Source organism: Baekduia sp., from assembly GCF_035996765.1.
In the GTDB taxonomy this organism is placed as follows: domain Bacteria; phylum Actinomycetota; class Thermoleophilia; order Solirubrobacterales; family Solirubrobacteraceae; genus Baekduia.
Window position 1 is genome coordinate 27,867 of the sequence record NZ_DASYJG010000042.1, and the last position, 26,421, is coordinate 54,287.

26 protein-coding genes are annotated in these 26,421 nt (G+C 71.7%); 21 read left to right on the top strand and 5 right to left on the bottom strand.

Features of this window, described 5'->3' with window-relative positions; genetic code table 11:
• Positions 1–15 precede the first annotated feature (15 nt).
• The 4 genes from VGO10_RS10210 to VGO10_RS10225 are packed head-to-tail and all read left to right on the top strand — an operon-like array spanning position 16 to position 2,558.
• Positions 16–405, top strand: coding sequence for a sulfite exporter TauE/SafE family protein (locus VGO10_RS10210; protein ID WP_327467852.1), 390 nt, complete (start codon positions 16–18; stop codon positions 403–405).
• Positions 402–773, top strand: coding sequence for a sulfite exporter TauE/SafE family protein (locus VGO10_RS10215; RefSeq protein WP_327467854.1), 372 nt, complete (start codon positions 402–404; stop codon positions 771–773). Before VGO10_RS10210 ends, VGO10_RS10215 begins: the two co-directional genes overlap by 4 nt.
• A gap of 25 nt (positions 774–798) precedes the next feature.
• Complete coding sequence (locus VGO10_RS10220) at positions 799–1,728, top strand: ABC transporter ATP-binding protein (RefSeq protein ID WP_327467921.1); 930 nt, start codon at positions 799–801, stop codon at positions 1,726–1,728.
• The gene (locus VGO10_RS10225; RefSeq protein WP_327467856.1) at positions 1,725–2,558 is read left to right on the top strand and encodes an ABC transporter permease; all 834 of its coding nucleotides are present in this window, start codon (positions 1,725–1,727) and stop codon (positions 2,556–2,558) included. The genes VGO10_RS10220 and VGO10_RS10225 overlap by 4 nt, the downstream gene beginning before the upstream one ends.
• Before the next feature lie 8 nt (positions 2,559–2,566).
• Here the strand turns inward: VGO10_RS10225 and VGO10_RS10230 are convergent, their stop codons facing one another.
• Both VGO10_RS10230 and VGO10_RS10235 read right to left on the bottom strand, forming a co-directional pair.
• Positions 2,567–4,360, bottom strand: a complete 1,794-nt coding sequence (locus VGO10_RS10230) for a virginiamycin B lyase family protein (protein ID WP_327467858.1) — start codon at positions 4,358–4,360, stop codon at positions 2,567–2,569.
• 63 nt (positions 4,361–4,423) lie between these two features.
• The gene (locus VGO10_RS10235) at positions 4,424–5,353 is read right to left on the bottom strand and encodes an HD domain-containing protein (protein ID WP_327467860.1); all 930 of its coding nucleotides are present in this window, start codon (positions 5,351–5,353) and stop codon (positions 4,424–4,426) included.
• A 37-nt stretch (positions 5,354–5,390) separates the two neighbouring features.
• Here VGO10_RS10235 and VGO10_RS10240 point away from each other — a divergent pair, with 37 nt between their 5' ends.
• The 6 genes from VGO10_RS10240 to VGO10_RS10265 are packed head-to-tail and all read left to right on the top strand — an operon-like array spanning position 5,391 to position 11,105.
• Positions 5,391–6,281 carry a PAC2 family protein gene (locus VGO10_RS10240; RefSeq protein ID WP_327467862.1) on the top strand — a complete coding sequence of 297 codons (891 nt, stop codon included), beginning with the start codon at positions 5,391–5,393 and terminating at the stop codon, positions 6,279–6,281.
• 27 nt (positions 6,282–6,308) lie between these two features.
• Complete coding sequence (locus VGO10_RS10245) at positions 6,309–7,001, top strand: GNAT family N-acetyltransferase (protein WP_327467864.1); 693 nt, start codon at positions 6,309–6,311, stop codon at positions 6,999–7,001.
• Positions 7,002–7,052: 51 nt separating this feature from the next.
• Positions 7,053–8,453 carry a cystathionine beta-synthase gene (locus VGO10_RS10250; RefSeq protein WP_327467866.1) on the top strand — a complete coding sequence of 467 codons (1,401 nt, stop codon included), beginning with the start codon at positions 7,053–7,055 and terminating at the stop codon, positions 8,451–8,453.
• Positions 8,450–9,526 carry a trans-sulfuration enzyme family protein gene (locus VGO10_RS10255; RefSeq protein ID WP_327467868.1) on the top strand — a complete coding sequence of 359 codons (1,077 nt, stop codon included), beginning with the start codon at positions 8,450–8,452 and terminating at the stop codon, positions 9,524–9,526. The genes VGO10_RS10250 and VGO10_RS10255 overlap by 4 nt, the downstream gene beginning before the upstream one ends.
• A 29-nt stretch (positions 9,527–9,555) precedes the next feature.
• Positions 9,556–10,209 (top strand): hypothetical protein, encoded by a 654-nt coding sequence (locus VGO10_RS10260; protein WP_327467870.1) that lies wholly within the window; start codon positions 9,556–9,558, stop codon positions 10,207–10,209.
• Positions 10,206–11,105: a hypothetical protein gene (locus VGO10_RS10265; RefSeq protein WP_327467872.1), complete on the top strand. Its 900-nt coding sequence runs from the start codon at positions 10,206–10,208 to the stop codon at positions 11,103–11,105. The genes VGO10_RS10260 and VGO10_RS10265 overlap by 4 nt, the downstream gene beginning before the upstream one ends.
• A 78-nt stretch (positions 11,106–11,183) precedes the next feature.
• Here the strand turns inward: VGO10_RS10265 and VGO10_RS10270 are convergent, their stop codons facing one another.
• Positions 11,184–14,375 (bottom strand): ATP-dependent DNA helicase, encoded by a 3,192-nt coding sequence (locus VGO10_RS10270; protein ID WP_327467874.1) that lies wholly within the window; start codon positions 14,373–14,375, stop codon positions 11,184–11,186.
• Between the two features lie 20 nt (positions 14,376–14,395).
• Between VGO10_RS10270 and VGO10_RS10275 the strand changes: the two genes are divergently transcribed.
• From VGO10_RS10275 to VGO10_RS10290, 4 genes are all read left to right on the top strand, one after another.
• Positions 14,396–15,244, top strand: coding sequence for an inositol monophosphatase family protein (locus tag VGO10_RS10275; RefSeq protein WP_327467876.1), 849 nt, complete (start codon positions 14,396–14,398; stop codon positions 15,242–15,244).
• A gap of 6 nt (positions 15,245–15,250) precedes the next feature.
• Positions 15,251–16,297 (top strand): zinc-dependent metalloprotease, encoded by a 1,047-nt coding sequence (locus VGO10_RS10280; protein WP_327467878.1) that lies wholly within the window; start codon positions 15,251–15,253, stop codon positions 16,295–16,297.
• 219 nt (positions 16,298–16,516) lie between these two features.
• Entirely contained in the window at positions 16,517–17,137 is a 621-nt protein-coding gene (locus tag VGO10_RS10285; protein ID WP_327467880.1) for a hypothetical protein, read from the top strand.
• Positions 17,138–17,244: 107 nt separating this feature from the next.
• Positions 17,245–18,405: an Mrp/NBP35 family ATP-binding protein gene (locus VGO10_RS10290; protein WP_327467882.1), complete on the top strand. Its 1,161-nt coding sequence runs from the start codon at positions 17,245–17,247 to the stop codon at positions 18,403–18,405.
• Positions 18,406–18,420: 15 nt separating this feature from the next.
• Here VGO10_RS10290 and VGO10_RS10295 read toward each other — a convergent pair whose 3' ends face one another.
• Entirely contained in the window at positions 18,421–18,684 is a 264-nt protein-coding gene (locus VGO10_RS10295; RefSeq protein WP_327467884.1) for a ferredoxin family protein, read from the bottom strand.
• A 358-nt stretch (positions 18,685–19,042) separates the two neighbouring features.
• Between VGO10_RS10295 and VGO10_RS10300 the strand changes: the two genes are divergently transcribed.
• Positions 19,043–19,915: an NAD(P)H-binding protein gene (locus VGO10_RS10300; RefSeq protein WP_327467886.1), complete on the top strand. Its 873-nt coding sequence runs from the start codon at positions 19,043–19,045 to the stop codon at positions 19,913–19,915.
• Positions 19,916–19,933: 18 nt separating this feature from the next.
• Positions 19,934–20,455 (top strand): hypothetical protein, encoded by a 522-nt coding sequence (locus tag VGO10_RS10305; RefSeq protein WP_327467888.1) that lies wholly within the window; start codon positions 19,934–19,936, stop codon positions 20,453–20,455.
• Between the two features lie 6 nt (positions 20,456–20,461).
• Here VGO10_RS10305 and VGO10_RS10310 read toward each other — a convergent pair whose 3' ends face one another.
• Entirely contained in the window at positions 20,462–21,898 is a 1,437-nt protein-coding gene (locus tag VGO10_RS10310) for an amidase (RefSeq protein ID WP_327467890.1), read from the bottom strand.
• 70 nt (positions 21,899–21,968) lie between these two features.
• Between VGO10_RS10310 and VGO10_RS10315 the strand changes: the two genes are divergently transcribed.
• The 5 genes from VGO10_RS10315 (at position 21,969) to VGO10_RS10335 (ending at position 26,416) form a co-directional block, all read left to right on the top strand.
• Positions 21,969–22,592: a CGNR zinc finger domain-containing protein gene (locus VGO10_RS10315; RefSeq protein WP_327467892.1), complete on the top strand. Its 624-nt coding sequence runs from the start codon at positions 21,969–21,971 to the stop codon at positions 22,590–22,592.
• A gap of 43 nt (positions 22,593–22,635) precedes the next feature.
• Complete coding sequence (locus VGO10_RS10320; RefSeq protein ID WP_327467894.1) at positions 22,636–23,733, top strand: citrate synthase 2; 1,098 nt, start codon at positions 22,636–22,638, stop codon at positions 23,731–23,733.
• Positions 23,734–24,037: 304 nt separating this feature from the next.
• Positions 24,038–24,388 carry a helix-turn-helix domain-containing protein gene (locus tag VGO10_RS10325; protein ID WP_327467896.1) on the top strand — a complete coding sequence of 117 codons (351 nt, stop codon included), beginning with the start codon at positions 24,038–24,040 and terminating at the stop codon, positions 24,386–24,388.
• Positions 24,389–24,434: 46 nt separating this feature from the next.
• Entirely contained in the window at positions 24,435–25,769 is a 1,335-nt protein-coding gene (locus VGO10_RS10330) for a cytochrome P450 (protein ID WP_327467898.1), read from the top strand.
• Positions 25,766–26,416, top strand: a complete 651-nt coding sequence (locus VGO10_RS10335) for a TetR/AcrR family transcriptional regulator (protein WP_327467900.1) — start codon at positions 25,766–25,768, stop codon at positions 26,414–26,416. The genes VGO10_RS10330 and VGO10_RS10335 overlap by 4 nt, the downstream gene beginning before the upstream one ends.
• Positions 26,417–26,421 lie beyond the last annotated feature (5 nt).

Genomic DNA, 26,421 nt, shown 5'->3' on the forward strand with positions numbered 1-26,421 from the left:
ACTTATCATCGCAGCATGCCGCGCCCTGACCCACCGCCGGCCGGCGGCGCGCAACGGACCTTGCGCCTCGCCGTCATCGGCACCGGCGCCGGGCTCTTCAGCGGCCTCTTCGGGGTTGGCGGGGGAACGGTGATCGTGCCGCTGCTCGTGCTCTGGCTGGGCTACGGGACGCGCGAGGCGACCGGGACGTCGCTGGGCGCGATCGTGCTGATCGCCGCCGCGGCGATGCTGGCCCAAGGCGCCTACGGCAACCTCCACGTCGGCGACGGCGTGCTGGTTGGCGTGCCCGCGGTCGGCGGCGTCCTCGTCGGGACATCGCTGCAGCAGCGCGTCGACCCGCGTGTGGTCTCGCTGCTGTTCGCGGCGCTGCTCGTGGCCACCGCGATATCCCTCCTGATCCCATGACCGAGGGCGCGCTGATCGTCGGGTTCCTGGCGGGCGTCGTCGCGGGGATGCTCGGCGTCGGCGGCGGGATCCTGTTCGTGCCCGCGTTGGTCCTGTTCCTCGGGCTCGCGCAGGTCGACGCCGAGGCGACGTCGCTGCTGGCGATCATCCCGGTGGCCTTCGTGGGCGCGGCCCGCCAGCAGCGCTACGGCAACCTGCGGCTGCGCGATGCGATCGTCCTCGGCCTCTTGGCGGTCCCGGGCGCGGTCGCCGGCGTGGCGATCGTCAACGCGATCCCCGAGCGGACGGTCGAGGTGCTCTTCGCGTTGTTGATGCTCTACGTCGCCGGTCAGATGGTGCGCCGCGCGCTGGCGGAACCTTCTTCTTGATCTGACATCCTGCACCGCCGTGCCGATGATCGAGGTCGCCGACCTGCACAAGCGCTACGCCCAGGCCAAGCAGGAGGCGGTCGCCGGTGTGAGCTTCGAGGTGGCCGAGGGCGAGGTCTTCGGGTTGCTCGGGCCCAACGGCGCGGGCAAGACCACCACCATCGGCACGATGACCACGCGGGTGCGGCCGACGAGCGGCCGGGTCGTCGTCGACGGGATCGACGTTGTGGCCGATCCCGTCGCAGCCAAGCTGCGGATCGCGGTCGTGCCGCAGCGGCCCAACCTCGATCGCTCGCTGAATGCGTTGGAGAACCTGACCTTCCACGCCGCGTACTTCGGCTTCGGGCGCCGCGAGCGCAACCGCCGCGCGCGGGAGATGCTGGAGCGCTTCGGCCTCGAGGGTCGCGGCGACGACCGCGTCGACAACTACTCGGGCGGGATGGCCCAGCGGCTGATCATCGCCCGCGCGCTGATGCACGACCCGCGCGTGCTGTTTCTTGACGAGCCGACGACGGGACTGGACCCGCAGTCGCGGCTCTTCCTCTGGGATCAGATGGAGGCCTTGAAGGCCCGTGGCGTGACGCTGCTGCTCACGACCCACGACATGGCCGAGGCCGACCGACTCTGCGATCGCATCGCGATCGTCGACCATGGCAAGGTGATTGCCTCCGATACGCCGCGCGGGCTGCGCAAGCTGCTGCCCGGCGCCGAGGGGCTGGAGCTCACGCTCGCCGCCGACGCCGATCCGGTCGACGCGCTGCGCACGCTTGGTGGTGAGGTCGAGTCCGAGGCGGCCGGTGAGGGAACGTGGAAGCTGCGCGCCTACGGCGAGATCGCGCCGGGCGCGGCGATCGGCGCGGCCGAGGCTGCGGGCGCGCGGGTCCTGGATCTGCGCCGCATCGAGGGGACGCTGGAGGACGTGTTCGTCCACATGACCGGGAGGGACTTGCGATGAGCACGTCGACCGAGACCGAGGCCGCGCCGCCGCGGCCCGCGGCCACCACGACCCGCGGAGCGCAGGCCCGCGCATTCCTCGCGCTCTGCGAACGCGACTTCTGGGTGTCCTTCCGCCGCCAGCTCGGCGGCTTTCTCGCCCAGACGCTGTTGCAGCCGCTCTTCTACCTGTTCATCTTCGGCCGCGTGCTGCCCGAGATCGGCGCGGCGGGCCACGGCTACGGCTCCCAGTTGCTGCCCGGCGTCATCGCGCTCACGCTCTTCCTGACCGCGTTGCAGAACACGTCGCTGCCGCTCGTCATCGAGTTCTCCTTCACCAAGGAGATCGAGGACCGCCTGCTCGCGCCGCTGCCCGCGGCGCTCGTCGGCATCCAGAAGGTCGTCGTCGCGGCGGTGCGCGGGATCATCGGCGCGCTGATCATCCTGCCGCTGGCCGCGATCATCCTGCCCGGCGGCGTGCAGTTCGGCGACATCAGCTGGTTCGGCTTCGTGGCGGTGATGCTGTGCGGCTCGCTGGCGGGCGCCGCCGTCGGGCTGGTGCTCGGCACCGCGGTCGAGGCGCGGCAGATCAACGTGGTCTTCGCGGTCGTGCTGACGCCGCTGCTCTTCACGGGCGCGACCTTCTACCCGTGGGCGGCACTCGACAGCCTGCGCTGGTTTCAGGTGATCACGCTCATCAACCCCTTGACCTACGTGTCGGAGGGGCTGCGCGCGGCCGTCACCGACGCGCCGCACCTCGGCAACGGCTGGATCGCGCTGGGGCTCGTCGGCTGGACCCTGGTCTTCGGCGCGATCGGTGTTCGCGGCTTCGAGCGGCGCGCGGTGGACTGAGCGGCGCCTCAGCAGGTCACGGTCTTCGCCGTGCCCGGTGGGAGGCAGAGGATCGTCCGGCGCGGCGGCGGCCCGATGGTCCAGCGGATCGCCCGACCCATGTGCCCGGCTTGGGTAACACGGATCTCGAGGACGGCGCCGTGGCGGAGACGCGAGCCGCGCAGGCGCTTGAGCAGGCTGGGAGCGCCCGTGGCCTTGCGGCCGGTGACGCTCCAGTTGGAGACGCGACAGCCGGGGCCGCGGCAGGTCAAGCGCAGCCGCGCCCCCGCGGGCAGAGCATCCAGCGCCAGGCGGCTGAAGACGACCGCGCCGCGCCGGACGTTCCACCGCGCGTCGACGTGCGGCGTCAGCCGCGGCCAGGCGGCGTCGGAGCCGTCGCAATCCTCGTCGACGCGGTCGTCTGGGATGTCGCGGGCGCCGGGATGGATGCTGCTGCCGGCGGCATCGCAATCGATCGCGTCGGGGTAGCCATCTCCGTCCTGGTCGGGCTCGGATTGTGCGACGACCGGTGGCTGGGGTGGCCGCGCGGCGGCGTCGGTGGTGAAGGTCTGATCGGCGCCCACCGTGGTGCCCACGAGGCTCGTGGCCACGAGGCGGTAGTGATAGGTGGTGGACGGATGCAGGTCGCTCACCGCAGCGGAGGTGAAGAGCGCCGAGTCACCGTCGCCGACGTCCTGCGCCGAGGTGGATTGCCCGTAGCCGGCCGTCGTGCCGTACTCGAAGTGCACGGCCGTGCGCGAGACGTTGGGGTCGACGACGGCCTGGAGCTCGGCCCGCTCGGCGTGGATGTCGCCGGCGACGCCCGTCTGCGCGCCGGGCAGGTCGAAGGTGACGTGCCAGGCCATGCCGTCGACGAGGTCGGTGAACCACACGGAGCCGTCGGCGCCCGACACCGCCCCGAGCAGGTATTTGTTGAAGTCGACGTCACTGTTGAACTCGCTGATCTGACCGGATGGCGTGATCCGCATGAGGCGTTGATTTCCGGTGACCCAGGCGTTGCCGTCGCGGCCAACCGCCGGGGAGAACGGTCCGCTCCAGCCGGGAGCGGGGTCGAGCGGCGCGCTCCCGAGCACGCGGCCGGTCAGGTCGAGCCGGGTCGCCGCGTCGTCGGCGATGACCCACACGACCCCGTCGTGCCCCACGGTGATCCCCGCAGGCAGCGTCACCGTGGGCGGCACGGCGACGGTGGAGATCACGCCGTCCATGCCGATACGGCCGAGCAGGTGGTCGCCGCCCGTGAACCAGAGCGCGCCGTCGGGCCCCGGCGACAGCTGCTGGTAGGGCGACGACGAGACGTCTGCGGGCAGGGGGAAGGGGGTGATGACCATGCTCTTGAGGTCGAGCCGGCTGATCGCGTCTGCGGAGATCCACCAGAGGTTGCCGTCGGATCCGGTGACCGGCCGTCCGGAGATTGTGATCGGCCAGAAGGTCGACGGCTCGTTCATCTGCATCCGGCACAGGCCATAAGGGCACGCCATCCAGACGGCGCCGTCTTTGCCGACGGCGAAGAGGCCCGGATAGCGCCAGTGTTCGGCGAACGTGTTGGTCATCGGCCCGAGCGACTCGCCGGAGGGCGAGACGATGCCGATCTTGGTCCCCGCTCCCGACACGTAGGCATTGCCATGGTCGTCGATGACGACCTGCTCGGTGTCCTCGACCCCCGTGCCGTAGGCGTCCAGGCGGATCGCCCGCGCCGGGCCCGCAACGGTGGCGGTGATCGCGAGCGTCGCCGCGCAGAGGTGCAGCGCGCTGCGCAGCGGGCGGCCGCCGACGAGCGTTGGCCCAGGAAAGCGCTTTGCCATCGGAGGTACTTATCGGTTTGCGCTGCTCAGGGCAACCGTGGGCCGGCAGGTCTCCCCGAACGGTTAGCCGTCGAGACCCAACCCGTGCTCGAGCGCGCCCTTCACGCTGGCGTCGAGCGCGTTGAGGCGGTAAAGCGCGAGCGCTTCCGGTGACCCGAAACGTCGCGTCGGCGCCGCTTCCGGCCCGTGGTGGGTCAGAACGCAATGGCCGAGCGCGAGGCGCCGGTCGGCGTCCATCGCACCGATCCGCGCGGTGCGCTCGTCCAGCAGCCGCAACCCCAGCTCGACGTGGCCGAGCAGCCGCCCCGGCTCGCTGATGCCGATCTCGGCGCCGTACGTGAACTCCTGCGTCTTGCCGAGGTCGTGCACGAGCGCGGCGGTCATCAGCAGGTCCGTGTTCAGCCGCGGATGCAGCTGGCCCGCTTCGAGCGCGAGCGTCCCGACCGCGACGGTGTGCTCCAGCAGGCCGCCGAGGTAGCTGTGGTGGCCGCCGCGGGTGCACGGCGCGCGGCGCCAGGCGGCGCGCAGCGCGCCATCACCGAGCAAGAGGTCGAGCAGGCCCTTGTAGCCGGGGTCGTGGACCTCGCCCACGAGGTGCTCGAGGAAGCCGTCGAGCTCGTCGAGATCGCGGTAGGCGACGGGCAGGAATGCGGCGGGGTCGGCCTCGCCCTCGGCGGCGCGGGCGATCGCGCGCAGATCGAGTTGCAACTCCTCGCGGAAGCGCTCGACCCGGCCGCTGATCCGGACGAGGTCGCCGCGCTCGAAGCGCGCCGCGGCGACGTCGGCGTCGCGGAAGACCCGCGCCGGGATCGCGGCGGTCCGGTCGCGCAGCTCGACCGCGAGATAGGGCGTCCCCGCACGCGACATCAGGCGCTCCTTGCGGGTGCAGGCGTAGACGCCCTGCACCTCGTCGCCGGCCCGCAGCGTGGCGATCGTCGGCGCCGAGGGCGCCGACGGTGCGGGGGTGTCGGGGAGTGCGGCGATGGGATCCATGATGGGCGGCGCTGCGGATGACGCTACCGTCCTGCTGATGCAGCCGCTCATCTGGGAGAGCCGGCCGGATGGCCTCCGAGCCCCGGCGCTGGTCTGCGCGTTCACCGGCTGGAACGACGCCGGCGACGCTGCCTCCGCAGCGCTGCGCTTCTTCGGCGCGTCGCTCGGCGCCACGCGCTTTGCGCAGATCGATCCCGAGGAGTTCTTCGACTTCCAGGCCACGCGGCCGCGGGTCACGCTGGTCGACGGCGACACGCGCGAGCTCGAGTGGCCGTCGGTCGAGATCTACGAGGCGCGGGTCCCGCGCGCTCCGCGCGACCTCATCTTGCTCTCGGGTCCGGAGCCGAGCTTTCGCTGGCGCACGTTCACGCAGCTGGTCGTCGATCTCGCCGAGGCGCTCGGGACGCAGATGGTGGTCTCGCTCGGCGCTTTACTGGCCGACGTGCCGCACAGCCGGCCGGTGGGGATCACGGGGCTGTCGAGCGACCAGACGCTGATCACCGGGCTCGAGCTGGCGCCCACCAGCTACGAGGGCCCGACGGGGATCGTCGGCGTCCTGCACGCCGCCTGCCAGGAGGCGGGCATTCCGACCGCCTCGCTGTGGGCCAGCGTCCCGCACTACGTCGCGGCCGCGCCGAACCCGAAGGCGGCGCTCGCGCTGGTGCGCAAGCTGGAGTCGCTGGTCGGCGTGACCGTCGATGCCGAGGAGCTCGAACTGGCGTCAGCTGACTACGAGCGCCAGGTGTCGCTGGCGGTGCAGAGCGACCCTGACGTCCAGGCCTTCGTCGAGCGGCTGGAGAAGACTGCCGCCGAGGAGGAGGCCGAGGCCGACCCGACCGACCTGCCCTCGGGCGATGTCATCGCGCGGGAGTTCCAGCGCTTCCTGCGTCAGCGCGGGCCCGAGGGGCCTGACGTCGCGGGGCTGTAGACGGCGACGACCAGCCTCGGCACGGACGTGAGCGACGACCTTCACGGCTTCACGCCGCCGGCGCGCGTGCCGGATACGACCCCGATCGTGGGTGTGCGCGTGGTGCTCGAACGGCTCGACGCCGTCCGCCACGGTGACGGGCTCTACGCGGCCGCCCAGGGCGAGGGCTCCGACCCGCGGCTCTGGCACTACCTGCCCTACGGGCCGTTCGCCGACGATCGCGACGGCTTTGCGCGGCACCTGGAGTCCCAGGCGGCGTCGACCGACCCGTACTTCTACGCCGTCGTCGATGTGACCGATCCCGCCCACCCACACGCGGCCGGTGTCGTGAGCTTCCTGCGCGTCGAGCCTGCCCACGGCGTGATCGAGATCGGCCACGTCTGGTTCGGCGGCCCGCTGCAGAGCACGCCGCAGGCCACCGAGGCGATCTTCCTGCTCGCGCGCCACGCCTTCGAGGTGCTGGGTCATCGCCGGCTCGAGTGGAAGTGCAACAACGCCAACGCGCGGTCCAAGGCCGCCGCGGTGCGCTTCGGCTTCCTCGCCGAGGGCGTGTTCCGCCAGCACATGGTCATCAAGGGGCGCAACCGCGACACCGCGTGGTTCTCGATCCTCGACGGCGAGTGGCCGACGGTCGCCGCGGGCTTCGCCGCGTGGCTGGCGCCGGAGAACTTCGACGCGCAGGGGCGCCAGCGCGCGTCGCTGGCGTCGCTGCGCGCGTAGCGTCACGCGCTGCGTTTCCGGCGCGGCCGGACAGGTGCTTCACTGAACGCTATGGAGCACGCCGTTCGGACTCTCCCTGCGATCCGCGACTCGATCCTCGACGCGATCGGCGACACGCCGCTGGTGCGCCTCTCGCGCTTAGGCGCGGGGCTCACGCCGCAGCTGGTCGCCAAGGTCGAGGCGCTCAACCCCGGCGGGTCGATCAAGGACCGCGCGGCGGTCGGGATGATCGAGGCCGCTGAGCGCGACGGTCTCCTGCGCCCAGGCGGCACGCTCGTCGAGCCGACGTCGGGCAACACCGGCACCGGCCTGGCCATGGCTGCGCGGCTGAAGGGCTACCACGTGATCGCGGTCATGCCGGACAAGATGTCCAAGGAGAAGATCGACCTCCTGCGCGCCTACGGCGCCGAGGTCGTGGTCTGCCCGACCAACGTCGAGCCCGACTCGCCCGAGTCCTATTACTCGGTCTCCGACCGTTTGGCCGCCGAGATCCCGGGCGCCTTCAAGCCCAACCAGTACTTCAACCCCGCCAACCCGCAGGCCCACTACGACACCACCGGGCCCGAGATCTGGGAGCAGACCGAGGGCAAGATCACGCACTTGGTCGCCGGTGTGGGGACGGGCGGCACCGTCACCGGTATCGGGCGCTACCTGAAGGAGCGCAACCCAGAGATCCAGATCATCGGCGCCGACCCGGTGGGGTCGATCTACAGCGCGCCGTCCGACGATGAGATCAAGGGGTACTTGGTCGAGGGCGTCGGCGAGGACTTCTGGCCGGAGACCTTTGACCGCTCGATCGTGGACCGCTGGATCGCCGTGACCGACAAGGACTCGTTCTTGACCACGCGCCGGCTGGCGATGGAGGAGGGCATCCTCGCCGGCGGCTCGTGCGGCACCGCGCTGTGGGCGGCGCTGGAGGCGGCACGGGAGATCGACGACCCCAACGCGCTGATCGTCGTCGTGCTGCCCGACGGCGGACGCAGTTACCTGTCGAAGATCTTCAACGACGCGTGGATGACCCAGTACGGCTTCCTGGAGCGCGTGGGTGACCTGGCGGTCGGCGACGTCTTGCGCCGCAAGGCCGACGGCGCCTCCGAGCTGCCATCGCTGGTCACGGTCCAGACCCACCAGAAGGTGCGCGACGCGGTGGCGCTGCTGCACGAGCACGGCGTCTCACAGCTGCCGGTCGTCAGCGCGAAGGACCCGGGCGTCGTCGTCGGGTCGGTCGGCGAGCGTGGCCTGCTGGCGCGCGCGGTTGACGAGCCCGCGCTGCTCGGTGCTGAGATTGTCGCGGTGATGGAGCCACCGTTGCACGCGGTCTCGGCTGAGGACCCGGTGCGGGAGGCCGTCGAGCTGCTCGTCGGTGAGCGCCAGGCGCTGCTCGTCATGGCCGACGGACGTCCTGCGGGCATCGTGACGCGCGCGGACCTGCTCGAATCGCTGGCACGATGAAGTTCGCCACCCGCGCCGTCCACGCCGGCCTCGAGCCGGACCCGACCTATCGGTCGGTCATCCCGGCGATCCACCAGACCTCGACGTTCGCGCAGCCCGCGGTCGGCGAGTTCGTGGAGGAGTACGACTACGCGCGCAGCGCCAACCCGACGCGCTCGGCCTTGGAGGCCGCGCTGGGGGAGCTGGAGGGCGGGCTGGCGTCGTCGTTCTCCTCAGGCATGGCCGCGACGCACGCGCTGATCACCGCGGTCTGCTCGGCCGGCGATCACCTGGTGCTGCCGTCCGACCTCTACGGCGGGACCTTCCGTTTGGTCGACAAGGTGCTGGCGCGCTTCGGCATCACCTACACGTTGGTCGACCAGACGGACGTGGCGGCCCTTGCGGAGGCGGTGACGGACAAGACCAAGTTGGTGTGGATCGAGACGCCGACCAACCCCTTGTTGAACGTCGTGGACCTCCGAGCCGCGATCGCACGTGTCGGTGCCAAGGCGTTCGTCGCCGTCGACAACACCTTCGCCACGCCGGTCAACCAGCGCCCGCTGGAGCTCGGCGCCGACGCCGCCGTGCACTCGGTCACCAAGTACCTCGGCGGCCACTCCGACACGGTCGGCGGCGCCGTCGTCGTCCGCGACCCGGCGGTGCACGAGCAGGTGCGGTTCATCCAGAACTCGGTCGGCGCCGTGCCCGGTCCTTTCGACTGCTTCCTCGTCCATCGCGGCCTGCGCACCTTGCATCTGCGGATGGCGGCTCACGCGGCCAGCGCCGAAGCGGTCGCCGGCTTCCTGCGCTCCGCGCCCGGCGTATCGGACGTCCGCTGGCCGGGCTTCAGCGGGATGGTGAGCTTCCGGCATCCGGACGCGATCGGCATCGCGCAGCGCACGCAGCTCTTCACGCTGGCCGAGTCGCTCGGCGGCGTCGAGTCGCTGATCGAGGTCCCGCAGGCGATGACCCACCAGTCCGTCGAAGGCTCAGCGGCCGCCGTTCCTGCCGACCTCGTGCGCCTCAGCTGTGGTGTCGAGGCCCCCGAGGACTTGGTCGATGACCTCCACCGCGCCATCGGCGCGGGCGCTTAGGCGGGCCGGTCGCCGGGCAGACGTCGGTCATGCCTCGTCGCATCGACCTTGGCCGCGCCGTGCTCTTTGCCGGCTCTGCGCTGCTCCTGATCTCCCTGTTTACCGATTGGTACAAGCTCGGCGGAACCGGCGTCACGGGCTGGCAGGTGTTCGAGGCGCTCGATCTCGTGCTCGCTGCGCTGTCGGTTGTCGGGATGGTCGCTGCGGTTCGGCCCGACGTCGCACCGCCGTGGTCTGCGGCGGCCGTGCCGGGTGCGGCCGTGTTCATCGTCTTCGTCCAACTGGTCAACAACCCGCCTGCGGCCGGTGAGGCCGACCCGGCAGCCGGCGCCTGGATCGCGCTCGCCGGCGCGTTCCTGATGGCCGCCGGCTCCGCACTGTCGCTGGCCGCGATCTCGGTGACCGTGCAGTTTCGCGAACGCGAGGTGCGCCGGCGGGTGGCGGCGGTTGACCGCCGTGGGGATCGTGACCGTGAGGACGCCGAGGCCGCCGATCTCGATGCCGACGCGGAGGGTCCGGTGACCGAGCGCGAGGTGCCGAGTCTCTTCGCCGGGCTCGGCCGCCGCGGCGCCGAGGAGGAGGACGCCGACACGCCCGCGCCCGGGCGCCCCGACGCCGCCGACCTCGAGCGGACGCAGCCGCTGTCGGGCTTGCCCGACGAGGAGGATGCGGAGCGCCCGTGACGTCTGAGGCGCGCAAACGTGCGCCGTTCGAGTTGCTGGCGTTCACGGCGGCGCCGGCTGCCGGCGCGCTGGTCGTCATAGAGCTTGAGGGACGCTTTGCGGCCAGCGCCCAGAACGGACGCTTCATCCGCCGGCCGGTGCTCGTGGTCGAGGCCGCCGACGATCGCCCACGCCTGGAGCTCGCGCCGGTCCGCGCGGAGCTGCGCGACGCCTACTGGCGCGGCGCCTATGCGATCCCGGCCGAGGCGCTGACCGGCGCCAGCTTCGCCCTTGGCCTCCGCGGCACGCTGCTCGAGCTCCCGCCGCCCGACGAGTCCGACACCACCGACCGCCTGACCGCGCTCGCACGCGAGGCCAACAGCCTCCGCCGCGCGCTGGAGGCCGCCGAGGCCGAGACCGGACATGCCCGCGCCGAGGCCGACGCGACTTCCGCCGAGCTCGGCGCCGCCGTCCTCGCGGCCCGCGACAGCGCGCTCGCCGAGTCCGCCGACCGCATCACCGTGCTGGAGGTGGAGCTCGCCGAGGCTCGCCGGACAGCTGCCGAACAGATTGTCTCAGCGCGCGATGAGGCGCTCGCCGCCCATGAGCAGGTCCTCACCGAGGTGACAGCGCGCGCCGACGCCGCTGAGCAGCGCGCCACCGACGCCGAGGCGCGCGCTCAGGGAGCCGAGAAGGCCGCGCGGGCCGCCGAGTCGGGGACCAACGTGCTCAGGGCGGAGCTCGCCGAGGAGCGCGGCCGCCCACGCACGGCGGTCACCGAGCCCGCGGCGATCGCGCCCGTCCCGCCGCAGAGCACCCCGCCACACACCACCACCCCTCGCGGCCCCGGCCCCTGGATCGCCGTTGGCGCGCTGGTCCTCTTCGCCTTCGCCCTGCTCATCTTGCTCTTGGGCTAGGCCAACAGCAAGATCGCAACGCTCGACGCTTTGTGCGGTAAATAACCGCACAAAGCGACGAGCATCGTCTCTCGCCGATCAGTGCTCCGCCGCCGGGCAGGCGATGCGGTAGTCGCAGATCGAGCAGGCCGCGTAGGACGGTGTCGGCTCGAAGCCCTGGCCGAGGATGCCGTCGGCGACCTCGCGGACGGTCTCGGCGATCCACTCGGCGTCGTTGGCGTCGTCGGGCAGCGGGACCTTCTCGTCGTCCAAGACGTACAAGTAGGACTGGACCGACGAGTCGAGGTTCCAGGCCTGTGTCGCGGCAACCGCGTAGAGCGCCAGCTGCACGTCGTCGCGCAGCTGCGCCGGCGCCTTCGGGCGGCCGGTCTTGTAGTCGATCAGCTCGTAGCGCCCGTCGGCCATCCGGTCGACGCGATCGACGCGCCCGCGCAGCGTGTGTGCGCCGATCTTGAAGTTGAAGGACTTCTCGAACCACATCGGCTCGGCGTCGTCGGCCTGGAAGCGCTCGTGGTACTTCTTCAACGCGTTCTCGGCCTTGACGTGCAGCTGGCGCTCCTCGTCGGTCGGTCCGAAGCCGCTGCGCCGCCAGCCGGCCTCCAACAGCCCCAACAACTCGTCGATCGACTGGCCGCCGGATTGGTGGTAGCGCTCCAGCACCTGGTGGACGACGATCCCGAAGCGCTGGTTGATCGTCGGCTCCTGCGGCACCCGGAAGACGCGCGCGAACTTGTACTTCAACGGGCAGGCCCGGTAGGTCTCGATGTCGGAGGCCGACAGCGCCAGGCCCTCGCCGCGGCGTGGCAGGAACGGCGCCAGCGACGGCTCGTGGCGTGCTGCGGTCGCCTTGGCCCGCACGCCCGCGTCCCGCTCGCCGTCCAGCAAGACATCGTCCAACGACGACGTCTGCAGGATCTCGCGCTGCTGGCCCGTTGCCGCGTGCAGGATCGCCGCGTTGATGCCCGGCAGGGCATCTTCGACATCTTGACCTTCCGGCCGCGCGTGCAGCGCGGCGAGCTTCAGCAGCTCCAGGTACCGCGTCACCCCGTGGGCGACGTCGAGGTCGGTGTCCAGCCGCAGCTCGCCCAGTCGCGCCCCAATCTGCTGAACATCGCTCAGCAGTTCATCGCGCAGCTGGCCGATCGCGGCGTGCAGCGCCTCGTCCGGTCCGAAGAGCTGCTCCTCAAGATCTTCCCACTCGGCGCCCAGCGCCTCGCGCGCCTCTTCGGCAAACGGTGACGGATGCTGCGGCGCGCCCCGCTCGGAGTGCGCCGCGTAGGCCAACACCAACCCAACGCGCGCACGGGTCATCCCGACGTGCAGCACGCGCCGCATCTCTGCGACGTGCTCCTCGCGGGAATCCGAAGCGCCGTTCGACTCCTCCAACAACTCCGCCGGGATCGGCTCCACCAAGACCCGCCGCGCCCCGGGCATCCGCGACGACTGCAGCCCGCAGACGAAGACGTGGTCGAACTCCAGCCCCTTGGCCGCGTGCATCGGCAGCACGGCGACCGCGTCGTCGCGCGGCGGCGTGCCGTCCTCGTCCTCGGGGTCGCCGATCCCGCCCGCCTCGGCCACCGCCGCAAACCAGCGCGCGAACTCGCGCGGTGTCGCCTGCGGCGCACGCCGCACGTAGGACGCGGCCAGCTCGCCGACGTGCGCCAGCGACACCAGCCGCTCGACGACATCGGCCTGCGCGGCGAAGACCTGCGCGCGCCGCAGGCCCAGGCGCTCGATCAACCGATGCACGAAGAGATCCGGCCGCGTCGTGTCCAGCACGGCCGCGGCGTCGCGATGGAGCTTGAGGAACGCCAGGACGCGCTCGCGCGCCTCCGGCGGCAACTGGGGCGACTCGGTCGCCGCGACCAGCCCGGTGACCATGTCGAGCTTGCGGCGCTTGGCGATCTGGATGCAGCGGGCCAGATCGACCGAGTGCAGCTCGATCGGCGGCCGTGCCAGTGCACGCACCACGGCGCCCGCGTCAGCAGGGTTCACCAAGAGCCGCAGCCACGCAAGCACGTCGCGTACCTCGGCCTGGCCGAAGAACGCCGCGGCGCCCGCCAGCCGGAACGGCAGCGCACGCTCCTCCAGCGCGACCGCCAGCTCCTGGCCCTCGGAGCGCACCGACCGCACCAGCACGCCGATGCGCCCCGGCGCGACGCCCTCGCGCACCAGCCGCTCGACCGCGGCCGCCACGCCCTGGGCCTGCGCTCGCTCGCTCGCGCAGCGCCACAGCCGGACGTCGCCATCGGCGCCGGAGCCCGCGGCCTGGCCGGTGCTCGCGGGGTCGGTCGCCAGCCGGCCGGCGATCGGCGCCACGACCGCCTCGGCGGCGACCACCACGCGCTCCGGGCAGCGCAGGCTGCGCTCCAGCCGGACGACCTCGACGGTGCGCCCGCCGATCCGCGCCTCCAGCAGCGCGCGCAGCCGGCCCGCCGCGCCGCGCGGCTCGTCGATCGCCTGGTCGTCGTCGGCGGTGGCGACCAGATCGCCATGGTCGGCGGCCAGCAGCCGGATGACGCGCACCTGCGCCGGCGTCGCGTCCTCCAGGTCATCCACCAGCACATGGCGCCAGCGGCCCGCGACACGCGCGCGCACATGCGGACGTTGCTCGAGCAGCTCTTGCGTGCGCAGCACCAGCTCACCGAAGTCCAGCAGCCCCTGCTCGAGCAACAGCCGGTCGTGGGCCTCGAAAAGCCCCGCGAACTCGCGCTCGCGCTCACCACGCTCCTCATCCTCGGGCAACGACGCCGCCCACTCGCTGAAGCGCCGCGGCCGGATCCCGGCCTCCTTCAGGCCATCGATCCGCGTGATGACTGCGCCCAGGACCGACGCCGGCCGGCCGCGCAGATCATGGCGACGCAGCCGCAGCTCATCGACGCGATCCAGCAGCAGCGCCAGACGGTCGGCCGGTGAGGCGGTCACCGCGAACGGATCGATGCCGGCCTCCAGCGCCTCGTCGCGCAGCAGCCGCGCGCACATGCCGTGGATCGGCAGGACCGGCAGCTCCTCGAACGGCCGGTCGCCGAGCGCGTCCTCCACGCGAGCGCGCAGCGCCTCGGCGGCGGCCGCGGTGCGCGTGAGCAGCAGGATCTCCTCCGGCGCGGTCCCGCCGGCCACGAGCGCGGCGAACCGATCGACCAGCAACTGCGTCCGGCCGCTCCCCGCGCGGCCCAGGACAAGCAGCGGCCCGCCGCGATGGTTGGCAGCGCGTTCGCGCGAGGCGATGGGACGGTCCTCCGGCGTGATGGCACCGGGCGAAGCGGGCACGACCCTAGGATATGGCCCTGATGACGTCGCATCCCGCCCTCGACCATGACTGGCTGGGCGCGTGTCGTACGGCGGCGCAAGGGCTGCGTGCCGTGCTGCGCGAGCATCCGACCAGCAGGGAGCGCGTGATCGAGACCGGCGTGACCGGCGAGGGCGGTGACAAGACGCTCGTCATCGACGCCGAGGCCGAGGAGCACGTCTTCTCCGCGCTGGCGCGGCTCCACGACGAGGGCGCGCGCTTCACCGTCGTCTCCGAGGAGCGTGGGACCGTCGACTTCGGCTCCGACGAGGTGCTGGTGGTCGTCGATCCGATCGATGGCTCGCTGAACGCCAAGCGCGGGCTGCCGCACCACGCGCTGTCGGTCGCGGTCGCGACGGGGACCACGATGGCCGACGTCGTCTTCGGCTTCGTCTACGACCTCGGGCCGGGCGAGGAGTGGCGTGCGACCCTCGGCCAGGGAGCGTTCCTCAATGATCGCGCGCTCGACCACCCGCCGCCGGAGCGGCGCACCCCCGACGGCCGCCTGGAGCTGCTCGCGGTCGAGTCCGCCGACCCGCGCTGGCTGGCGCTCGCCTCCGACGACCTCGTCGCCGCGACGCGCCGGATCCGCGCGATGGGCTCGATCGCCGTCTCGATGTGCCAGGTCGCCGCCACGCGCGTCGATGCCATGGCGTCGCTGGCCCGCTGCCGCGCGGTCGACGCCGCCGCGGCGCAGCTGATCGTTCGCGAGTCCGGCGGTGAGGTCGCCTTCGCCGGCGCCGAGGGCGGGCCGCTGGCCGCGCCGCTGGACCTCGTGCCGCGCTATCCCGTCGTGGCGGCGCGCTCGCCCGAGACCCTGCAGGCGCTGCTCGCGCTGCCGGCGGTATAGACGCATATGCAAGTTGATTGGGAACTGGCGGCCCGGATCGCCCGCAGCGCGGCAGGCGAGGCTATGCCCTCCGTGCCGCCTGCCGGCCTGCCCGAGACCGCCGCGGCCGCCCGCGAGCAGATCGTCGCGGCGACCGGCCTCGTGCCGACCGCGGAGCTGCCGCCGGCCGAATGGGTCGACCGCGGCGCCTGGATCGACGCGAACCTCGCGACGATGCGCTCCACGCTGGGGCCCGTGCTGGAGGAGGCGACCGGCGGCGCCGGCGCCAATGCATCCGGACCGCTCGGCGCGCTGCAGAACGCCGGCGGCGCGGTGGTCGCCGCCGAGATCGGCGCGCTGCTCGGCCTCTTCGCCCGCCGCGTCCTCGGCCAGTACGAGCTGAACCTCACCGACCCGCAGTCGCCGCCGCGCTTGCTGCTCGTCGGCCCCAACCTCGATCGCGCCGCGCGCGAGCTCGGCGCCGACCGCGGTGAGTTGGTCACCTGGGTGACGCTGCACGAGGTCACCCACGCGGTGCAGTTCGGCGCGGTGGAGTGGCTGCGTCCGCGCCTGGGCGGCGCGCTCACCGAGCTGCTCGGCGCGATGGACGTCAAGGTCGACCCGCGCGCGCTGCTCAACCTCGGCATGGACGATCTCAAGGCGCTGGCCGAGTCGGTCCGCGAGGGCGGGCTGGTCGGCGTGGTGATGGGCGCCGAGCGCAAGGCGGTGCTCGACCGCGTTCAGGGGACGATGGGCCTCGTCGAGGGCCATGCCGAATGGGCGATGGACCGCGCCGGCGGCGAGGTCCTGCGTGATGTCGACGGCCTGCGCGCCGCCATGGACCGCCGCCGCGAGGGCCGCGCGCCGCTGCTGCGGATCCTCGACCGCCTGCTCGGCTTCGACCTCAAGCTCAAGCAGTACGCCCAGGGCCGCGTCTTCTGCGACACGGTCGTCGCCGCCCGTGGCGAGGATGGCTTGCGCGACGCCTGGGCGGCGCCCGAGCTGGCACCGACCTCGGCCGAGCTCGCCGCGCCGTTGGTCTGGCTGGCCCGCACCGCGCCGGCCGCCGCCTGATCCACGAACGGCACAGGCCCGGCACACCAGGGGTCAGACCCTTCATCTGCGCTCAATGAGAACGTGACGGATCTCGTGTTCGCGGCCGAGATTGTCACGAACCGGTGTTCGAACTGTAACCCTGTCGACGGTCGGGTTTACAAACGTGTGTTCGCTGCTAGCCTGAAGGGCGAACACCGACTTAGATCTAACTTCCTTAGACCGAGGAGCCCCACACAGATGGCCACGAACGCCAGCACCGCCCGCAAGACCGCCGCCACGAAGCGCTCGACGACCGCCAAGAAGGCCGCCGCCACGCGCTCCGCCAACTCCGCCGCCACGGCGCGCAAGACCACCAGCACCGCCGCCAAGAAGGCTGCTGAGACGCGCGCCGCCAGCGCCAAGAAGGCCGCCGACGCTCGCGCTGCCGCCGCCAAGACCCGCGCCGATCGCGTGCAAGAGTACGCCGAGCGCGCCGCGCTCGTGCAGGTCGGCGCCGCCCTCGTCGCCCGTGACGCCGTGACCGAGGTCGTCGACTCCCTGCGCACCTCGCTGAGCTCGCGCGACAAGGTCGAGAAGGAGCTGCAGCTCCGTCGCCGCCGCCTCGAGGCTGAGCTCAAGCGCTTTGAGCGTCGCGGCTCCACCGAGGTCAAGCGCTTCGAGCGCGAGGCCAAGAAGACCCGCACCGACGTCACCAAGCAGGTCAAGTCGCTGCGCACCGACGTCACCAAGCAGATCAAGCCGGTCACCTTCCAGACCGAGTTCGTCACCGCCCGGGTCGAGAACCTGGTGCAGACCGGCCTCACCGCCGGCCAGAAGGCTGCGACGACGGTCCAGGAGCGCATCGCCTCCGTCGCGTAGCACCCGCTGCGTCCTCTGACCCCTGCAGGACCTCCTCCCACCGCGGGCCGCCCTTGTGCGGCCCGTCGTGCGTTAACGACCCGACCCGGTTTGCGACAATGGTGCACATGGCCCTCCCCTCCCGCGACGAGATCCTCCAGTCGCTGACCGCCGTCATCGACCCCGAGCTGCGCGAGAACATCGTCGAGCTCGGCATGGTCCGGTCGATCGACATCGCCGACGACGGCGCCGTCGCGATCACCATCTCGCTGACGACCGCCGGCTGCCCGATCCGCAACCACTTCCAGACCGCCGTCGTCAAGGCCGCTCAGGAGGCGGGCGCAACGAAGGTCAGCGTCGCCTTCGACGTCCTCTCAGACAGCGAGAAGGGCGCGCTGCAGAAGAAGCTCGGCCGCGCCGGCGCGCTCCCCACCGGCGCGCTCGCCCAAGTCCAGAACGTCATCTGCATCGGCTCCGGCAAGGGCGGCGTGGGCAAGTCGACGCTGACGGCCAACCTCGCCGCCGCGCTGGCCGCCGACGGCAAGAAGGTCGGCATCCTCGACGCCGACGTCTGGGGCTACTCGATCCCGCGCATGTTCGGTCTCGGCGGCGACCGCCCGCCGGTCTCGCCCGAGCGCAAGATCCTCCCGCTGGAGTCCCACGGCGTGAAGATCATGTCGATCGGCTTCTTCGTGCAGGAGGACAGCGCTGTGGTCTGGCGCGGCCCGATGCTCCACAAGGCGCTCACGCAGTTCCTGGAGGACGTCGACTGGGGCGAGCTCGACTTCCTGCTGGTCGACCTGCCGCCGGGCACCGGCGATGTCTCGATGACGCTGGCCCAGCTGCTGCCCGACGCGAAGTTCCTGCTCGTCACCACGCCGCAGCCGACCGCGCAGAAGGTCGCGCGGCGCGCCGCCGAGATGGCCCACAAGGTCTCGCTGGAGGTCGCCGGCGTCGTGGAGAACATGTCGGTCTTCACCACGCCCAGCGGCGAGCGCTTCCCGATCTTCGGCGAGGGCGGCGGCCAGGAGCTGGCCGACGAGCTCGACGTGCCACTGCTGGGCAAGGTCCCGCTGACGATGCCGCTGCGTGAGCAGGCCGATGCCGGCTCGCCGCTGGTCGGCACCGACCCCGACGATCCGGCGTCGCAGGCGATCCGTCAGGCCGCCCGTGGCCTGCAGGCGCTGATGCCGGTCGAGCTGCCGATCCTCGCTGCCGCTCCGGCACCGACCATCGACGTCATCCCGGCGGCCAAGCCCTCAGGTATCAGCCTGCCGATGGCGGGCTGATACCGGGGCTGCGGGCTAGACCTTCTTGAAGTAGTCCGCGTTGATCTGCACGAACTTGTTCCACTCCTCCGGGACCTGGTCCTCGGCGAAGCAGGCGTCGACCGGGCACGCCTCGACGCAGGCGTCGCAGTCGATGCACTCTTCAGGGTCGATGTAGAGCATCTCGACCGAGTCGTAGTCGGGCTCGTCCGGCGTCGGGTGAATGCAGTCGACCGGGCAGACCTCGACGCAGGAGTTGTCCTTGGTGCCGATGCAGGGCTCGGTGATGACGTACGCCATAAAGGGGATCCTCGTGCGGGTTCAAACGGGTTGGACGCGGCATTGTGCCAAAGCCCGCCTCTGGGGTGATTGTGGCACCTGAACTGCAGCTTCCGACGCGTCTAGGGGACAGAAGCCATGCACTTCGGCACGTGACGGTTGAACCCTGTCGATTCTGCGCACACTGGGCGTGGCTGAGGATGACGGTCCCGATTCCATGTCGACGCCATCCATCATCAAGACGATCGAGGTCGAGCGCCAACGGCGCTGGGTCTCTGACCCGCACGGCCTGGCTGGCGGCCGACCTGGTCGCCATCGCGGTCTGCGCGGTCCTGGCGCTGCACGGCTGAGACGGCCAGGTCCGTAGTCTCCGGGCCGCATGCTGCTGCTCACCGGTGCCACCGGCCTCGTCGGCTCCGCGGTGCTGCGTCGCCTGACGGCCGCGCAGGTTCCCGTCCGCTGCCTCGTGCGCGACCCGCGGCGCCTCGGGCCAGAGCGCGTCCGCGTGCAGATCGCGCTCGGCGACCTCGCCGACCCGCCGTCGTTTCGCAACGCGCTGCGCGGCGTGACGACCGTCGTCCACCTCGCCGCCGCGATCCGCGATCAGCCGCGCGCCTCGATCGAGGAGCTCAACGGAATCGCAACATGGCGGATGGTCCAGGCCGCCGAGGCCGCCGGCGTCCGGCGCTTCGTCTTCTTCTCCGCCTTGAGCGCCAGCGCGCACGACCGCACGCGCTTTCTGCGCGCCAAGGCGCTGGCCGAGCAGGCCGTTCTGGCCTCCGACCTCGAGCACGTCGTCGTCGCGCCGTCGATCGTCTACGCCCCCGGCGACGTCTTCATGACGCTGCTGAGCCGGCTGGCGCTGGCGCCGGTCGTGCCGGTCAGCGGCTCGGGCCGTGCGCGCTATCAGCCGATTTGGGCCGAGGATGTCGCCCGCTGCGTGACGGGGCTGCTCGACGAGCAGTCGCCACAGGTCCGCTACGAGCTCGCCGGCCCCGAGACGCTCGACTACACCCAGATCACCACGCTGCTGTTGCGCGCCGCCGGCCGTCCGCGCCGCCTGATCCACGTGCCGACCCCGATCGTCTCCCGCGCCCTGCGCGCCACCGAGGCGATCCTGAAGTCCAAGGCCCCGGCCACCTGGGACGAGGCCGAGCTGATGGAGGTCTCGATGGTGACCCCGAACGGCACCGCCGACGCCCGCCTGCTCGGCGTCGATCCGGAGCCCATGGGCAGGGTTCTGGGTCTCTAACTGCTATCGGTAAGGGTGATGTTGTCCCTTCCTTCCTCCCCCAAGGCGCGGGTCGGCGCTCTCCTCGCGGTGCTCGCCCTCGGCACCGCCGGCGGCTTGGCCGTCGGTTGCGGCGGCGGCTCGGACCCCGTCAGCGAGGCCACGGTGCCCAACAGCGTCGAGGCGACGGTGCCCGCTGGCGAGACCACGACCCCGGCGATCACCGACACGACCACGACGGCGCCCGCGACGTCAAGCGCGCCCGGCGGCACGGCGCCGACCGTGACCTCCACCACCCCTTCGGGTGGCGCCCAGACGACCTCCTCGACGGTCCCGGGCGGCTCGGCCTCCACCACCCCGGCCAACCCCGGCGGCCACGCGGCGCCCGACGACAACGGCGCGACCGGTACCACGACCACGTCGACGACCAAGACCACCACCAACGCCGGCGGCGCCACGGCCACCCAGGACCCTGACTGCCGCGCCGGCACCGGGCCGGGGCAGGCCGACCCGCAGTGCGAGCCCGTCGCCGGGCCCGACGCCCAGGACGAAGGCCAGTAAGAAGGCCTACAGGTCGGGGCGGCGCTCGGCCCAGCCGTGCGCCTCCTCGAGCTGGGCGGCCAGCGCGAGCAGCGCGCCCTCCTCGGCCGGCTGGCCGATGAGCTGGACCGCGAGCGGCAGGCCGTCGTCGCGCTGGTAGAGCGGCACCGAGATCGCCGGCTGGCCGCTGATGTTGCACGGCGCGGTGTAGGGCGTGAAGGCGCCCGAGCGCGTGAAGGCGCCCATCGGGTCTTCTTCGTCCAGCGGATCGATCGTGCCGAGCGTCACCGGCGCCTCGGCCAGCGCGGGCGTCAGCAGCGCGTCGTACTGCGCGACCCACTGGATCAGCGCGCGGCCGACGCCGTGCAGCTGGAACTCGGCGAGCAGCGCGTCGACCGAGTTGATGTTCTTGCACAGCGAGAAGAGCGCCCAGCTCAGCGGCTCCATGTCCTGCGCGGTCGCCTCGCGCCCGATGATCATCTCCGCCAGCCGGATCTGCGTCGACACCGCCGGCCCGAACGACGCGGTGAAGACCGCCGACAGCTCGGGCTGGGCCCACGGCGGGTCGGCCTCGACGATCTCGTGGCCGAGCGACTCCAGGAGCGCCGCGGCGTCCTGGACGGCCTGGATCGCGACCGGGTCGATCGGCGCGTCGAGCACCGGCGAGAGCGTCGACATCGCGATTCGCAGGCGGCCCGGCGTACGGCCGGCCGAGGTCGCAAACGGCTCGGCCGGCGGTGGCGCCCACGTCATGTCGCCGAGCTCGACGCCGGCGAGGATGTCGAGCACCTCGGCGGTCTCGCGGACGCTGCGCGTCAGGACACCGTCCTGGACCAGGAAGGTGTGTCCGACCTCGGGCGCCATCGAGACCCGGCCGCGCTGGGGCTTCAAGCCGACGAGACCGCAGCAGGCGGCCGGGATCCGGATCGAGCCGCCGCCGTCGTTGGCGTGGGCGATCGGGACCATCCCGGACGCGACGGCCGCCGCCGATCCGCCCGACGACCCGCCGGGCGTGCGCGACTGGTCCCACGGGTTGCGCGTCGCGCCGAAGCGGCGCGTCTCGGTCGTCGGCAGGATGCCCCACTCCGGCAGCGTCGTCGTCCCGACGATGATGAAGCCGGCGGCCTTCAGGCGTGCGACCACGTTGTGGTCGTAGGGCGCCAGGAAGTCGCCGATGAACTCCGACGCGAACGTGAGGCGCTTGCCGCTGACCGCGCGGTTGTTCTTGATGGCGATCGGGACGCCGGCGAACGGGCGCGGATCGTCGGCGCCGATCCCGTCCGCCTCGGCCAGTGCCTCGTCGGCGAAGACGTCGACGAACGCGTTGAGCGTCGGGTTGAGCTCGGCGATGCGATCCAGCGAGGCCTGCACGAGCTCGCGCGCGGAGAGCTGACCCGACCGCACGAGCGCGGCGAGCTCGTGGACGGGGCGAAAGAGGAGATCGGCGCCGGCAGCGGTGGACATGGAGCGGACCTTAACGCGACGCACATGCCGCGCGCCGGACCGTAACCACATGGCTCGTTATCATGGGGTTATGCATGACCGCGATCTCCCCGAGGAGCTGGCCCTCCCGCTGGCCACGGGTGAGCCGTGGTGGTACTGGTCCGGCGGGCGCCCGGCGGTCGACTTCGTCAACACGCACCGCGAGCGCTGGCGCCGCGGCGTCGAGACGCTGGTGACCCCGGAGGACCTTGCCACCTGGCTGGTGCGGGCCGGCGTGATGGAGGCATCGGCGCCGGTGACCCAGAAGGTGCTGGCGCAGGCCATCGACCTGCGCGAGGCGATCGACGCGCTGCTGGTCGGCGCGATCGAGGGCGGCGCAGCGGCGCCGACCGAGGCCATCACCTTGATCGACGACTGGCTCGTCTTCGCCGGCGTACGCCCACAGCTCGTCGCTGATCCCGGCGGCGTCCCGCTGCTGACCGAGCGCGCCGCGTCGGACTCGCCGCGCCGCGCGCTGGGCACGATTGCGCTGGACGCCGCGACGATGCTCGGCACCGACCAGCGCTCACGGATCCGGATCTGCGCGAGCGAGACCTGCAGCGGGCGCTTCTTCGACCGCTCGCCGGCCGGCCGGCGCCGCTGGTGCTCGATGCGCACCTGCGGCAACGAGGCCAAGGCCCGGCGCCATCGCCAGCGTCAGCGCCAAAGCGTCTGATCTTCACAAGTCCTTCAACCAGCACGGCAACAGGAGCGAGAGAGTGACCAACGTGATCGAAGGGGTGCAGTCGGGGCTGGAGGGTGTGGTCGCGTTCGCGACCGAGATCGCCGAGCCCGACAAGGAGGGTGGCGCGCTGCGCTACCGCGGCGTCGACATCGAGGATCTCGTCGGCACCGTGCCCTACGAGAAGGTCTGGGGCCTGCTCGTCGACGGCAGCTTCGCGCCCGGGCTCAGCCCGGCCGAGCAGCATCCGCTGACGATCCGCTCGGGCGATCCGCGCGTTGACGTCCAGGCGGCGATCGCCGCGCTGGCGCCGGAGTGGGGTCTGCAGCAGCTGATCGACATCACCGACGAGCAGGCGCGCAACGACCTTGCCCGCGCGTCGGTCATGGCCCTGAGCTTCGTGGCGCAGAGCGCGCGTGGCCTCGGCAAGCCGTGGGTGCCGCAGGCCGACGTCGATCAGGGCTCCACGCTTGCCGAGCGCTTCCTCATCCGCTGGCGCGGCGAGGCCCATCCGGATCATGCGAAGGCCGTCGACGCCTACTGGATCTCCGCGGCCGAGCACGGCATGAACGCCTCGACGTTCACCGCGCGCGTCGTGGCCTCCACGGGTGCGGACGTCGCGGCCTCGATGTCGGCGGCGATCGGCGCGCTCAGCGGGCCGCTACACGGCGGCGCACCGTCGCGCGTCCTCAAGATGCTCGACGAGGTCGACGCACTCGGCGACGCCGACAAGTGGGTCAAGGATGCGCTGGATCGCGGCGAGCGGCTGATGGGCTTCGGGCACCGGGTCTACCGCGCCGAGGATCCGCGTGCCCGTGTCCTGCGTCGGACGGCGCGGAACATCGGCTCGGCGCGCTTTGAGGTCGCCGAGGCGCTGGAGCAGGCGGCGCTGGCGGAGCTGAAGGCGCGCCGGCCCGATCGTGTGCTGGCCACCAACGTGGAGTTCTGGTCGGCCGTCGTGCTCGACACGGCGCAGGTCCCGCCGGAGCTCTTCACCTCGATGTTCACCTGTGCGCGGGTCGCCGGCTGGTCGGCGCACATCCTCGAGCAGAAGCGGGAGGCGCGGCTGATCCGCCCGACCGCGAAGTACGTGGGGCCGGCGCCGCGCCCGGTCTCGGCGGTGGCAGGAGCCTGACCGCTCAACGGCATCGGCGCCCCAGGAGACCCTGGGGCGCCGATACCGAGACATCGGTCTTAACGACCTCGGCGCCCTAGGAGGCCTAGAGCGCCGAAGCCTGCGGAAGAGTCGCCGCGCCGACCCGCGTGCGCAAGGTCAGGCGGCGAATGCGGAGGGTCGATGGTCCCAGCGCATGGACCGCACCGTAATAGAATACGCTTTCGTGTGCAAACCGTAAGCGACATGTCTGCAAAACATGGCGCAATTCACTCCGGCGCCGTAATCCCGTTTTCCTGTCTCTCTCCCCTAATGTCGCCACTTCGTGGACCATCCTGGGGCGGAGCGCTTGGGGTCGCTGCTGGCGGAAATTCGCCATCCCGTCCGCCTGCCCATCCTCGTGGCGCTGGCCGATGAGCATCTCAGCCCGTCGCAGTTGGCCGACCGTCTTGATGTGCCTCTGGACACGGTCGTGTACGCAGTTCGGGCGCTCCACCGAGCCGGGCTGATCGAGCTCGTGCGCGTCGAGCCGGCGGGGGTGGGCGCGAACACCGTCCGGCGCGTCTACCGCACGCTGCGCCGCGATTGGCATCGCGTCGTCGAGGTGCTTGTCGAGTTCGTGCCGCCTGCGCCCGCGCCGGCGCCAGGCGCACCGAGCGCCCCCGGCGGCGGCTAGCGGCATTTGACATTCTGATCGGTATCCGAATACCATCGGGTATCTGATGGCCGCCACCACCGCACCCGTTCCGCGCCTGTCACGGCGCTCGCCCCTGCCGCCCGGCCCGCGCATGCCGCGGGTCGTGCAGACCGTCGGCTGGCTCAGCCGGCCGTTCCAGTTCGTCGAGCGTGCCCGCGCCAAGTACGGCGACACGTTCACCATGCACATCGCGCGCGACACGTTCGTCGTGCTCTCCGACCCGGCCGACGTCAAGCAGGTCTTCACCGGCGACCCGGCCATCTTTCACGCCGGCGCGTCGAACATCATCTTGCTCCCGTTCTTGGGGCACAAGTCGGTCTTGCTGCTCGATGGCGCGCCGCACCTGAGCCAGCGTCGGCTGCTGCTGCCGCCGTTCCACGGCGAGAAGATGCGCCGGCACGTCGAGTTGATGACCGAGATCGCCGAGCGCGAGGTCGCGTCCTGGCCGCGCGGTGTCCCGTTTGCGGTCCACCCGCACATGCAGAGCGTGACGCTCGAGGTGATCATGCGGATCGTCTTCGGCGTGGACGAGGGCGACCCGCGCCTGGCCGAGCTGCGCACCCGCCTGCGCAGCTTCCTGGAGTCCACCGCCGACCAGCGCGAGATGCGCAAGCTGCTGATCTACGGACCTCAGCGCGCCGACCGGCGCCGCGTCTTCGCCCGCGTGCTCGACCCCGTGGACGAGATCATCGCCGCCGTGATCGCCGACCACCGCCGTCGCGACGACCTTGAAGCGCGCGACGACGTGTTGTCGATGTTGTTGCTCGCGCGTCATGAGGACGGCTCGCCGATGGACGACGTCGAGCTGCGTGACGAGCTCGTCACGCTCCTGGTCGCCGGCCACGAGACGACGGCGACCGCGCTGGCGTGGGCGCTCGAGCGGCTGGTGCGCCATCCGGATGCGCTAGAGCGTCTGACCGATGAGGTGCGCGCGGGCGAAGGCGAGGAGTACGTCGACGGCGTGATCAAGGAGACGCTGCGGCTGCGCCCGGTGATCCCATTCGTGGGCCGCAAGCTCATGGAGCCGCAGACGATCGCCGGCTATGACCTGCCGGCCGGCGCCCGCGTGGCGCCGTCGATCCATCTGATGCATCGGCGCGAGGACATCTATCCCGACGCGGCGGCGTTCAAGCCGGAGCGCTGGCTCGGCGTGCGGGCCAACCCCTACACCTACCTCCCGTTCGGCGGCGGCGTGCGCCGCTGCCTGGGCGCGAGCTTCGCCGAGACCGAGATGCGCGCGGTCCTGGGCGCGATCGTGGCCAACGTGCGCTTGAAGCCGTCGCGTCCGGAGAACGAGAAGGTCGGCCGCCGGGTCATCACGCTCGTTCCGGGTCGCGGTGGCGAGATTATCGCCACATGACCTCGGCCCCCGAGCGGCTCACCCGCAAGCAACGCCAGGAGCACACACGGACCTGCCTGCTAGAGGCCGCCGGGCGCGTCTTCGCGCGCCGCGGGCTGACGCAGGCGTCGGTCGACGAGGTCGCCGCTGATGCGGGCTTCACCAAGGGGGCGGTGTACGCGAACTTCGGCTCCAAGGAGGAGCTCTTTCTCGCGATGCTCGACGTCCGCTTCGCCAATCGCCTTGACGAGATGGACCGCGCGCTGAGCACCGGCGAGTCGCCAGAGGTCCAGGCGCGTGCCGCCGGCCGCGAGTTCATCGACCACCTGGCGGGCGACCCGGAGTGGGGCCGGCTGTTCTTCGAGGCGGCGCTGCACGCGTCGCGTGACGAGGGCTTCCGCGTGCAACTGCAGCGGCGCTACGCCCAGATGCGCGAGCGGATGGCCGTCGTGCTGCGCGCGCGCGCCGAGGCGGGTGGCTTCGATCCTGGCGTCCCGTTCGACCAGCTCGCGACGATGATCTTCGCCATGGCCAACGGCGTCGCGTTCGAGCGCTTCGTCGAGCCCGCCGCGGTGCCCGACGAGCTGTTCTCCTCCATGCTGGAGCTGTTCACGCTCGGCGCGGCGTCACGCCAGGGCGACGGCGTCGCCCACGGCGATCCGGCCTGAGCGGC